Origin of the sequence: Pseudomonas sp. 2FG (genome assembly GCF_005502935.1) — a bacterium.
Lineage (GTDB): Bacteria > Pseudomonadota > Gammaproteobacteria > Pseudomonadales > Pseudomonadaceae > Aquipseudomonas.
Map to the genome: position 1 here is coordinate 32757 of NZ_SCMP01000005.1, position 11832 is coordinate 44588.

Genomic DNA, 11832 nt, shown 5'->3' on the forward strand with positions numbered 1-11832 from the left:
CAATTAAGGAGAGAACGATGACCTTCAAAGCACTGCTCGCAACCCAGACCGACGGCAAGATCTCGACCAATGTGGTCGACATGCATGAGCAAGATCTCATGCCCGGAGATGTCACCGTCAAAGTCGACTATTCGACGGTGAACTACAAAGACGCGTTGGCCCTTTCTGGGTACGCCGACGTCATCAAGCAGTTCCCACTGATTCCCGGTATCGACTTTGCCGGCACCGTTGAGGCTTCCTCTTATCCTGGCATCGAGGTTGGTGACCGTGTGGTTGCCAACAGTTGGGGGTTGAGCCAGACCCACCACGGCGGCTTCGCACAGAAGGCGCGGGTGAAGGGCGAGTGGCTGGTCAAGATTCCGGAGGTCTTTTCCACCCGGGATGCTATGGCAATTGGTACGGCCGGCTACACGGCGATGCTGTCCGTACTGGCCCTGGAGCATGGCGGCCTCACACCACAGCGTGGCGACATCCTCGTCACGGGGGCCAACGGCGGTGTCGGTTCCATCGCCATTGCGATCTTGTCGAGTCTCGGTTATCGCGTCATCGCCTCGACTGGTCGTCTCGACGAGGGGGAGTATCTGCGCAGTCTCGGTGCGGCGGAGATCATCGACCGCCGGACACTGGCGGAGCAGGGCGCCCCGATCTCGCGCGAAAGATGGGCGGGTGCGGTGGATTCGGTCGGCAGTTATACGCTGGCGAATGTACTGGCGCAGACCCAGTATCGCGGCGTGGTCACCGCCTGCGGCTTGGCCCAGGGCGCGGATCTTCCTGGATCGGTTCTACCCTTCATCCTGCGTAACGTGACTCTGGCTGGCATTGACTCGGTCAACGCCCCGCAGGAAGCCCGTATCCAGGCCTGGTCGCGCCTGGCGCGTGATCTGGACTTGAGCAAGCTCGCGCGCACGACTCAGGTGGTTGGCTTGGCCGAGGTGCCCGCGGTCGTAGGCCGGATGTTCGCCGGGAAAGTCCAGGGTCGCACCGTGGTCGACGTCAACGCGTGACGATGTCGCGCCCGCTTTGCTCGGCGACAGGCAGGAAGTCGCCGGGCCTGATCCATCTCCAACCCGTCACAGAACCTTAGGTCGCAATGATGAAACTGAATTTCCGAACTCTCGCGATTCTGTCCGCGCTGCTTTTCTTCGCTTTGGCGCTCACCTGGATGTTTGCGCCCGATCTCGTGCTGTCCAGTTGGGGCGTAGAACTCTCCTACCCTGTCGGACTGGTAGGTCGACGTGCTGCTGCTTTGTATGCAGGGTTCGGGGTCATGTTCTTCTTGGCAAGGAACGCGGAGCCATCAGCCGCCCGCTCAGCACTGATCAGAGGGGTTCAGCTGACCGGTTTGATACTTGCGGCACTTGGTGCTTTTGAGTTTGTCACGGGGCATGCAGAGCGTGGAATCCTGGTTGCTGTGCTAATCGAAATCGCATTGGTTCTGGCGTTCTCTTGCGTCGGCTGTGCCAGAAAAACCAACCATTGAAAAGCGGTATGCATGTCAGCAGCCGAGTCAAACAGCAGGTGCGGAACTGCTTGCGTACAGTCGCGCAGCTGTCAGTGAGAGCCGCTCATTCAAAATTAAACTAGGTAGAGCATGATGAAAGCATTTGTAATCAAGCGTTATGGAAAAAAGGTGGCATTGCAGTCTGCCGAAATGCCGGAGCCAAAGCTGGGGGAGCATGACGTATTAGTCAAGATTCACGCTGCGAGTGTGAACCCTCTGGACGCCAAGATTCGAGATGGGGAGTTCAAACTCATACTGCCTTATCGCCTGCCGCTCGTTCTGGGTAACGATCTGGCTGGGGTCGTGGTCCGGGTTGGTTCGAAAGTACGGCGCTTCAAGCAAGGTGATGAAGTCTATGCCCGGCCGGATGATGATCGAATCGGGGCTTTCGCAGAGTTTATCGCGATCAAAGAAGACTCCCTGGCGATCAAGCCAGAAAAACTCTCCATGGAAGAAGCAGCGTCCATACCTCTGGTTGGTTTGACCGCCTGGCAAGCGCTGGTCGAAAGAGCCAACCTGAAGAAAGGGCAAAAAGTTCTCATCCACGCAGGCTCCGGCGGAGTAGGAACATTTGCCATTCAGCTGGCGAAGCACCTGGGTGCAACCGTTGCCACGACAACCAGCACCGCGAATGTCGAGCTGGTGAAAAAACTCGGTGCGGATATTGTCATCGACTACAAGAAGGATGATTTCGAGAAGACCCTGCGTGGTTACGACGTAGTTCTTAACAGCCTGGGCGCCGATACGCTCGAAAAATCCCTAAGCGTGCTGAAGCCGGGTGGCAGGCTCATCTCGATTTCCGGTCCGCCTGACCTCGACTTTGCAAAAAGCGCTGGCTTATCCGGGTTCCTGAAGCTGGTCATGCGCCTTTTGAGCTTTGGAATCAGGAAAAAAGCCAAACGCCATCAGGTGAGTTACTCCTTCCTGTTCATGCGAGCGAGTGGAGAGCAGTTGCGCAAGATCGCTGCTCTCATCGACTCCGGAGTCATACGCCCGGTTGTGGACAAGGTCTTCCCATTCGAGTCGACCAACGAGGCATTGACCTACGTCGATACAGGTCGTGCCAAAGGCAAGGTCGTCGTGAAGGTTAAATGAAAAATAATCTTGCTCGATATTGAGCGAGTACTCGCTCGCTGCGTGAGGCTGCTGCACATAGTTCGGCAGCCTTATAGCCCCAAACCTAGAGACCATTGCAATGCGTAATCTTCACCGAAAGGGTTATCTCGGGCTCGCTCTGATTGCAGCCATCCTGTCATCAGCCGCCTATGCGGACGATGCCTCGCCTGTTGGCCTGTGGAAAAACATTGACGACGTCAGCGGCAAGCCAAGGGCGCTGATCCGCATCACCGAGTCGGATGATACCCTCCAGGGCCGCATCGAAAGAGTGTTTCCCGCCCCCAATGAAGACCAGAACCCGAAGTGTGAAAAGTGCGAGGGGAACAACAAGAATGCGCCGGTAATCGGCTTGGTCATCCTGTCTGGTCTGGTAAAGGACGGTGACGAGTACGCTGACGGTCAAATCCTCGATCCAGACAACGGAAATGTATACAGCAGTAACGTCCGTGTGATCGACGGTGGTAAGAAGCTCAGCGTGCGCGGCTATATCGGCATGCCAATGCTGGGTCGCTCGCAGACTTGGGCACGTCAAGAATAAGGCCATGACTCCAGGCACTTATCGGCCTGATGACGAAGCCTGTGCTCGGTCAGATGACAGGGCTGCTACCTGGTGCTTTCTCGCTTGTACCTGAGAATTAAGCAGGACGCTGATTCAAGTATTGAGCTCTGATAGGAGTAATCATGAACGTTTTGATTGTCCACGCTCATCCCGAGCCCCAGTCGTTTACCGCGGCTTTACGTGATCAGGCGAGCGCCACGCTGCAGGCTCAGGGGCATTCGGTGCAGGTCAGCGACCTGTACGCCATGAGCTGGAACCCTGTGGCTAGCGCCGCAGACTTCTCTACCCGCGCCAATCCCTCCTACCTGGTGTACGCGCTGGAGCAACGTTTGGGTGCTGGTAGCCAGTCACTGTCGGGCGATATCCAGCAGGAGCTGGACAAGCTGCTATGGGCCGATCTGCTGATCCTGAACTTTCCCATCTATTGGTTCTCGATGCCGGCGATGCTCAAGGGCTGGGTCGACCGGGTACTGGTTTCCGGCATCTGCTATGGCGGTAAGCGCTTTTACGATCAAGGCGGCCTCGCCGGAAAAAAAGCACTGGTGACGGTGACACTGGGAGGGCGCGAGCATATGTTTGGCGAGGGAGCCATTCACGGGCCGTTGCAGGACATGCTGCGGCCGATCCTACGTGGCACATTGGCATACGTTGGGTTCGACGTGCTCGAACCCTTTGTCGCCTGGCACGTGCCTTACATCAGCGATGAGGCCCGTGGCGACTTCCTGTCTCAGTACAGACACCGTTTGGAAAATCTTGGCGACGAGGAGCCATTGGTGTTTCCGCGTCTATCCGCGTTTGACAGCGCTTTGTATCCGCTGCGCCCGTAGGTTCGCGGTGAGGGCAACTGGCGGCTTCTGAGGTTCATCACGTTAAGCCCGCTCGCTGGTAACGCATTTGCCAGTGGGCGTGGTGGTGAAGGCGAGTTGGTTGCTTGTTGAACGGGCGATTCACTGATCGCCGCTATCTCACCTTGACGACAACCTTGCCCTTGGATCGCCCCTGAGCGAGGTACACAAGTGCATCCTTTGCTTGCTCGAATGGAAACACCTTGTCGATCACTGGCTGGATGCGCTCCGCCTTGAGGAGTTCGCCGATTTCGGTGAGTTGATCGCCGTCGGGATGCACGAAGAGAAATGAGTAGGCGACTTCCCGCTTTCTCGCAAGGCGCATGATCTTGCGGCTCATCAGCCCGAACACGAACGCTAGGAAGAAGTTCAGCCGTCGAGCGCGAGCGAACGCTGCGTCCAGCGGCCCGATGAGCGAGACAATCATGCCCCCCGGCTTGAGAATGCCGATGGATTTCTCAATCGCGTCCCCCCTGACAGTGCCGAGCACCGTGTCGTAGTCGCGCAGCACTTTCTCGAATTCTTCCTTTTTGTAGTCGACCACCTCGTCTGCGCCAAGGCTGCGCACCAATTCGACGTTGCCCGTGCTGGTGGTAGTTCCCACCTTGGCACCAAAGTGTTTTGCCAGCTGGATCGCGAACGTGCCAATACCGCCGGATCCAGCAGGAATGAATACCTTCTGATCGGCCCGAAGATTGGCGCGTTCCTTCAGCGCTTGCCACGAGGTGAGCCCGACCATGGGGATCGAGGCTGCCTGCACAAAGTCCAGATTAGCCGGCTTCAGCGCGGCAGCGCTCTCCGGTACCACCGCGAATTCGGCGATAGAGCCCATGCCAAGGTCGAAGATGCTGGCGAAGACGGCATCGCCTGGCTTGAAGCGAGTCACGCGGTTGCCGACCTCAGCCACCACACCGGCCAGGTCACTGCCCAGTGTGGCCGGCAGTTGGAAGCGCAGGACGGGTTTGAAGGTTCCCGTCGGAATCATGTTGTCGATTGGGTTCAGACCCGCAGCGTGAACCTGAACCAGCAGTTCGTCGGGCTTCAGCGTCGGGCGGGGAACGTCAGCGAAGCCGATCTCGGGCGACTTGCCATAGCGTTTGAAGGTGAGTGCTTTCATTGTTTGACTTTTCATCTTTGACGAACCTTCGGAAATTCAATGTTGGTTGAAACGCTGCTCCCCAAAGCCGATGCTTGATCAGATGGCAGAGCTGTTGCCGAGTACCTCTAGGTTGTGGCTGAGAGGTACTCGGCAGGATCAGACGGAGGCCTGCCAAGCTGGTATCAGTTTCATGCGCCTGGCTGAGCCTCGACGTGTTCGATAAGTAACTTGCGGGTGGCTTTCAGCAGGCGGTCAGACAGTTGTGGGTCGTTGGTGCTGCGTGAAAGCAAAAGCGCACCCACCATGCTGGAAAGTAGCAGCACGCTCTGCTCTGCGGCATCCTCACTGTCGAGCTTTGACTCAATCATGTCCAGGCGATCCAAGATGAACCGGTCGGTGGTCGCGCTGGGGTGGCCACGTTGTCCCAGCTCGGCGGAGATCGTTGGTAGTGGGCAACCGGTTTCAGGGTTGGCGCGGTGTGCGCTGGATAGGTAATGCGCGATGAGTTCGGCAAGTGGCTGTTCGCTGGTCACATCTTCTTGCGTGCGGGCCTGCCGCTGTTCCACCGCGCGCTGAAGAGCTGTTTCGACGAGCTCATTTTTGGATTTGAAATGTGCGTAAAAGCCACCTGGGGTGAGTCCCAAAGTTTTCATCAATGGTTGTAGACCCGTCGCATCGATGCCATCTCGGCGGAACAGTTGTGCGGCTGTATCAATGATGCGTTGACGGGTCTGGGCTTTGTGTTCCGGTGAGTAGCGCATGGTTGGCATTTCCCCCTCAGAAGTCATAGAAAGATGTGACATTCATGCTCGAGTAGAGAATGTCCAAGTCTCGCGAGTGATGGCTGCGAGGGTTACTGCGAGGGCCGCAGAGGCACCATCTGCGACCAAGCAGAGCCGCCAGGGTCCTGACCCCATTTCTGGATTCTTTGCGGGCGCCCGCACAGAAATGAAGGCCTTGTAACCAGATGCCAAGCGTTCAATTTCAACATCCCATTCATACTTGGACGCAAGCCCCTGATACCGCAAAGAAAGCAAGCGTTTTGCATCCTCTAGCTTCTGGGTTGGCTTCAGCGAGAGGGACTGAATACCCAGCAATCGCATCACTTTACCGTCGAGCAGATCGGAGCCAGCCTTGCTCTCGGGATAGTCGAATTCCTTTATTAGGTCGCCCATGGACCAGCGGCTGTCTGCATTCGGCGAGCAGCGTGTATTGATGGCCTCCTGAATCGCCAGCTCTCGGCCCTCTGACCGCTTGTCCCAATACCATTCTTCGCCATTCTGCTGCTCAGACTCATCGGTCATAGACGAATTAGTGGATAGCTTGGGGGCAGCGGCGACTATGAACATAGGCGTAAAGGCACCAACGATGAATCCAGCTACGGCGAGAGTCAGCACTGCCTGACTTACCTCGATGCTGTTCACCGACGATAGAAATTGACGTAGCCCCTCGTAATCGTGAATGGCCCAAACCACCAATCCATAGAGGGGGGGCATTGGAGCCAGCCTAATACCCCGCAGTATTACCTGGCGAACAGATTGACCAATGAAAGGTCGATTCATCTCTCCCTTATTCCGAGCTTGGCGACTTTGGGCTTCTGCACGGCCCAGTTCCGGTTTCAATTCACGCATTGCACTGCTCCTTACTACTCGGCTACGGCATCACTGTGCCCTTGCCACCATCGTTGCGCCTTGCGCCTTGCGCCTTGGTACCAGTGCCTCCTGCGTTAGCACCTCGCTGTCGCCAACATGCGGTTGATCTGCGGCACGCTCCAGATCCGCGTTGATGGCAGCCGTGCTCAAGCACTAAAGCTGCAGGCGGCTCATTCCCTAAACGACGTGAACCTATGGCCTGCCTCTCCTATGGCGGGGCTCGTCGTGAAGCTCGAAAACGTCTCACAGCCCTGTGGGAAACACGTCGGTTGCATTCGATGTCGAAGCTAAATACTATACAAAGCGTATAGCGAAATAAAGCCCTTCGGAGCGGGTAACAGGCATGCCCAATCGCTATCGCCCAGACACATTACAAAAACAAGTGGAGTGGCTTTAATGACAAGAAAAATACCCGGTTGGCACCTGACGAAACTGTCGCAGGCCATCTGCTTGGCATCCGTGTTTTCTGGCTCGGCATTTGGCGTGGAATTCAATCTTGGCGAGCTCGAAGGCAAGCTCGACTCTTCGCTGTCCGTGGGCGCCAGCTGGTCGGCACGCGACGCCGATCCCGACATGATCGGTGCCAGCAACGGCGGTCAGGCTTCCTCGCAGACCAACGATGACGGCCGTCTGAATTTCAAGAAGGGCGAGACCTTCTCGAAGATCTTCAAGGGCATTCACGACCTCGAGCTGAAGTATGGCGATACCGGTGTGTTCGTCCGCGGCAAGTACTGGTACGACTTCGAGCTGAAGGACGAGCACCGTCTGCTCTATGACATCGACGACCACAACCGCAAGGAGGCGGCCCAGGCTTCTGGAGCGCAGATCCTCGACGCCTTCCTCTACCACAGCTACACCGTCGCCGATCAGCCAGGCTCGGTGCGTCTGGGTAAGCAGGTGGTGAGCTGGGGCGAGAGCACCTTTCTGCTGAATGGTATCAACGCGATCAACCCGATTGACGTTGCGGCTTTCCGCCGCCCAGGCGCCGAGATCAAGGAAGGCCTGATCCCGGTAAACATGTTCTACCTGTCCCAGGGGTTGACCGACTCGCTATCCGCCGAAGGGTTCTACCAGCTGGAGTGGGACCAGACCGTACTGGATAACTGCGGCACCTTCTTCACTGGGACCGATGTGGTCGCCGATGGTTGTGACCAGCGCCTGGCATTTGCCGGCTCCGACCTTAATCCCGATCCGGCTGCCGGCTACCGCTATGTGGGCCGCATTGGCGACCGCGATGCGCGGGATGGCGGGCAGTATGGGGTAGCGTTGCGCTGGTTCGCCGAGCAGCTGAACAATACCGAGTTCGGCCTGTATGCCCTGAATTACCACAGCCGCACACCGATCGTCAGCACCGTGGTTGGGGCCGCACCTTTCGCCGCCGACCCGGTAACCGGCGAGGCTTCCGCCAAGTACTTTGCCGAATATCCCGAAGATATTCGGCTGTACGGCCTGAGCTTCTCCACCACGGCGGGCTCAACAGCCATTTCTGGCGAGATCAGCCATCGGCCCAATATGCCGCTGCAGTTGAACTCGACCGACCTGGTCTTGGGGGCGGTAGTGCCTTTGGGCTTTCTGGGGAACCCCGTGTTTACCAGTGGTCATGCCACCACCGCCGCTGGCGATGAGATCCGAGGCTATGTCCGTAAGCCATTCACCCAAGCCCAGGTCACCGCTGTCCAGTTCATCGATCAAGTCATGGGCGCGGATCGCCTGACCTTGGTGGGCGAGGTCGGTTACAGCCATATCGGCGACATCAGCCAAAACGAGCTGCGCTTCGGTCGAGATGCAGTTTTCGGTAGCGGCGAGGTCCCCGGTGGATTCTGCACGGCCTTGAACGCTGACAATCCTGATGAGTGCAACGACAAGGGCTTCTTTACCTCGACGTCCTGGGGCTACAGCGCCCGAGCCATTCTGGATTACCCGGACGTCGCCGCTGGCATCAACCTGAAACCGAACCTCTCCTGGTCGCATGACGTGGATGGCTACGGCCCGACGTTCACCGAGGGCAACAAGGCCATCAGCCTGGGTCTGGATGTCGAGTACCTGAACACCTACACCGCCAGCCTTTCCTACACCGACTTCTTCGGCGGCGAGTACAACACCAACGTTGACCGCGACTTCGTGGCACTCAGCGTTGGCGTGATTTTTTAAGCGTCTGGAACATTGAGGAACGATCACCCATGAAAACAATAAGTCTCTTGCTGCAATCCGGTGCTCTGGCGCTGTCTCTGCTGGCCTCCAGCGTGATGGCTGCCGTATCGGCTGATGAAGCTGCCAAACTGGGATCCACGCTGACCCCGATCGGGGCCGAGAAGGCCGGCAATGCAGATGGTTCCATCCCCGAGTGGACGGGCGGCTTGCCGCAGAACGCCGGTGCCGTCGATGCCAAAGGCTTCCTGGCCGATCCGTTCGCCGACGAGCAGCCGCTGTTCACCATCACCGCGCAGAACGTCGATCAGTACAAGGACAAGCTGACCCCCGGTCAGCAGGCGATGTTCAAACGTTACCCAAGCAGCTACAAAATTCCAGTATTTCCCACTCATCGATCAGCCGCGTTCCCGGACGCTATCTATGACGCGGTGAAGATGAACGCGGTGAAAACAAAGTTGGTTGAGGGCGGTAACGGTTTGGAGAGCTTTGAGAAGTCTATCGCCTTCCCGATTCCTAAGAGTGGCTTAGAAGCGATCTGGAACCACATTACCCATTATCGAGGGGGAAGCGTTGCTCGTTCGATTACACAGGCTATGCCGCAAGCGAACGGAGCGTACAACCTAGTCTACTTTCAGGACGAAATAACTTTTCATTATGCACTCACGGATTTTGACGCAAGTAAGCCTAGCAACGTGCTGCTTTACTTCAAGCAGCGAGTGGTCGCGCCAGCGCGCTTGAGTGGTGACGTACTGCTGGTGCATGAGACACTGGACCAAGTGAAAGAGCCACGCATGGCGTGGCTGTACAACGCCGGCCAGAGGCGCGTGCGGCGAGCACCGCAAGTGTCATACGATGGCCCAGCGCCAGCCAGCGATGGACTGCGTACGTCGGACAACGTAGACCTATACAACGGCGCGCCAGACCGTTACGAGTGGACGTTGAATGGGAAGAAGGAAATCTACATCCCTTACAACAGCTACCGCCTTGACTCTCCTAAACTAAAGTACGATGAGATCCTCAAGGTCGGGCATATCAATCAGGATTTGACTCGTTACGAGCTGCACCGTGTATGGCATGTGACAGCCGCTCTGAAAGCAGGTGAGCGGCATATCTATGCCAAGCGTGAGTTCTATATAGACGAGGATACTTGGGCGATAGCCGAAGCTGATCACTACGACGGTCGTGGCAGTCTATGGCGTGTAGCCGAGGCGCATGCCCAGTACTACTATGACAAGCAGGTGCCATGGTACAACGTTGAAACTCAATATGATCTGATCTCGGGGCGCTATCTGGCCCTTGGAATGAAAAACGAAGCTAATCGCTCCTTGAATTTCGACTTCACGGCAACACAGAGCAATTTCACACCGACAGCGCTGCGCCAAGCAGGCGTTCGATAAATACATCTGGCGTAAAGTTTCAGATGACCTTAAGGTCGAGCACTTTAGTCAGTTTGTTTAAAGCAGCTTGAGAGCGACTCTGCGGCAGAGGTACGAAACGAAAAGCCCTCGGGAAGAGTGTTTCCCGAGGGCGGATCTATTGGCGTGTACTTTATCTCGCGTAGCATGCCGGTGCTGATGTGCCTGCTCAATCCTCAGCGTTGAATCGCCCCTAGTTTCGTAGACACCTCCAAGCCTTAAATGGACTACCCCCGCTCCGGTAGACATGTAGTGGTCTAATGAAACCGGACACCCATTTAGGCGAGAATGCTCGCCAGATCGAGGTGTCAGATGACCAAGCAACGCCGTGTCTTTTCCACTGAGTTCAAATGCGAGGCTGCCGATCTCGTACTCAAGCAAAACTACAGTTTCATCGAAGCCAGTCGCTCACTCGGCGTCGGTGAGTCGGCACTACGCCGCTGGGTCGACCAGATTCAACAGGAGCGCAAAGGCGTTACGCCGCAGAGCAAAGCGCTGACGCCGGAACAGCAGAAAATTCAGGAACTGGAAGCCCGGATCGCTCGTCTTGAGCGAGAGAAATCCATACTAAAAAAGGCTACCGCGCTCTTGATGTCGGAAGATCACGAGCGTTCGCACTGATTGACCAATTGAGCGTCCACGAGTCGGTTGATTGGCTGTGCAAGGTGTTTGAAGTCACCCGCTCGTGTTACTACTCCCGGCATCTCAGACGCCGGACTCCTGATGTTGAGCGGCTTCGGTTGCGCAGCCGGGTGAGTGAATTGTTTTCGCAAAGCCGCAGTGCTGCCGGCAGCCGTAGCATTCTCTCGTTGATGCGTGAAGATGGTGAGCAACTTGGCCGGTTCAAAGTGCGCAGTTTGATGCGTGAGCTTGATCTCGTCAGCAAGCAACCAGGCTCTCATGCCTATAAACGAGCGACGGTTGAACGGTTGGATATCCCGAATATCTTGAATCGGGAGTTCGACGTCCCAGCACCGAACCAGGTTTGGTGCGGCGACATCACTTACATCTGGGCCCAGGGGAAATGGCATTACCTGGCTGTCGTTCTTGATTTATGCACGCGCCGGATAGTGGGCTGGGCGTTGTCTGAAAAGCCGGACGCCGAGCTGGTTATCAAGGCGCTGGATATGGCCTATGAACAACGTGGAAGACCTCAGGGGTTGTTGTTTCACTCGGATCAAGGGTCGCAGTATGCGAGTCGTTTATTTCGCCAGCGGTTGTGGCGTTATCGAATGCGCCAGAGCATGAGTCGCCGGGGAAATTGCTGGGACAACGCGCCAATGGAGCGCGTGTTCCGCAGCTTGAAAACTGAATGGATACCGACCGTGGGCTACAGAACTGCTCAAGAAGCCCAACGCGATATCAGCCATTTCTTGATGCATCGGTACAACTGGATTCGACCACATCAATTCAACGGTGGGCTAGCGCCAGCTCGGGCCGAAGAAAAACTTAACGTCGTGTCCGGGATTAGTTGGCCACTACAGGTTCCTTGAG

General features: G+C 56.7%; 11 protein-coding genes. 8 read left to right on the forward strand and 3 right to left on the reverse strand.

Annotation, left to right across the window (positions count from 1 at the left end; translation table 11 throughout):
* Positions 1-17 precede the first annotated feature (17 nt).
* The 5 genes from FFS13_RS06760 (at position 18) to FFS13_RS06780 (ending at position 4003) form a co-directional block, all read left to right on the forward strand.
* On the forward strand, positions 18-1004 hold the full coding sequence (locus tag FFS13_RS06760) for an MDR family oxidoreductase (protein WP_137818337.1): 987 nt from the start codon (positions 18-20) through the stop codon (positions 1002-1004).
* 89 nt (positions 1005-1093) lie between these two features.
* Positions 1094-1480, forward strand: coding sequence for a hypothetical protein (locus FFS13_RS06765; RefSeq protein WP_137818338.1), 387 nt, complete (start codon positions 1094-1096; stop codon positions 1478-1480).
* Positions 1481-1594: 114 nt separating this feature from the next.
* Entirely contained in the window at positions 1595-2596 is a 1002-nt protein-coding gene (locus FFS13_RS06770; RefSeq protein WP_137818339.1) for an NADP-dependent oxidoreductase, read from the forward strand.
* A 100-nt stretch (positions 2597-2696) separates the two neighbouring features.
* The gene (locus FFS13_RS06775) at positions 2697-3155 is read left to right on the forward strand and encodes a DUF2147 domain-containing protein (RefSeq protein WP_137818340.1); all 459 of its coding nucleotides are present in this window, start codon (positions 2697-2699) and stop codon (positions 3153-3155) included.
* A 143-nt stretch (positions 3156-3298) separates the two neighbouring features.
* On the forward strand, positions 3299-4003 hold the full coding sequence (locus FFS13_RS06780; RefSeq protein WP_137818341.1) for an NAD(P)H-dependent oxidoreductase: 705 nt from the start codon (positions 3299-3301) through the stop codon (positions 4001-4003).
* Positions 4004-4136: 133 nt separating this feature from the next.
* Here the strand turns inward: FFS13_RS06780 and FFS13_RS06785 are convergent, their stop codons facing one another.
* The 3 genes from FFS13_RS06785 to FFS13_RS06795 all read right to left on the reverse strand — a co-directional run bounded on the left by FFS13_RS06785 (position 4137) and on the right by FFS13_RS06795 (position 6751).
* A complete protein-coding gene (locus tag FFS13_RS06785) occupies positions 4137-5138 on the reverse strand; it encodes an NADP-dependent oxidoreductase (RefSeq protein WP_137818342.1) in 1002 nt (333 codons plus the stop codon).
* Between the two features lie 170 nt (positions 5139-5308).
* Positions 5309-5881 carry a TetR/AcrR family transcriptional regulator gene (locus FFS13_RS06790; protein WP_137818343.1) on the reverse strand — a complete coding sequence of 191 codons (573 nt, stop codon included), beginning with the start codon at positions 5879-5881 and terminating at the stop codon, positions 5309-5311.
* A gap of 42 nt (positions 5882-5923) precedes the next feature.
* Positions 5924-6751, reverse strand: a complete 828-nt coding sequence (locus tag FFS13_RS06795) for a hypothetical protein (protein ID WP_137818344.1) — start codon at positions 6749-6751, stop codon at positions 5924-5926.
* A 417-nt stretch (positions 6752-7168) separates the two neighbouring features.
* Here FFS13_RS06795 and FFS13_RS06800 point away from each other — a divergent pair, with 417 nt between their 5' ends.
* From FFS13_RS06800 to FFS13_RS06810, 3 genes are all read left to right on the forward strand, one after another.
* Positions 7169-8923 carry a DUF1302 domain-containing protein gene (locus FFS13_RS06800; protein ID WP_137818345.1) on the forward strand — a complete coding sequence of 585 codons (1755 nt, stop codon included), beginning with the start codon at positions 7169-7171 and terminating at the stop codon, positions 8921-8923.
* Between the two features lie 29 nt (positions 8924-8952).
* Positions 8953-10320 (forward strand): DUF1329 domain-containing protein, encoded by a 1368-nt coding sequence (locus FFS13_RS06805; protein ID WP_137818346.1) that lies wholly within the window; start codon positions 8953-8955, stop codon positions 10318-10320.
* A gap of 330 nt (positions 10321-10650) precedes the next feature.
* Positions 10651-11831, forward strand: a protein-coding gene (locus FFS13_RS06810) for an IS3 family transposase (RefSeq protein ID WP_137818347.1) whose coding sequence is annotated in 2 segments (ribosomal slippage) — positions 10651-10906 and positions 10906-11831 — 1182 coding nt in all. Because the reading frame shifts where the segments join, the coding sequence is not laid out codon by codon here.
* The last annotated feature ends 1 nt before the right edge of the window (position 11832 follow it).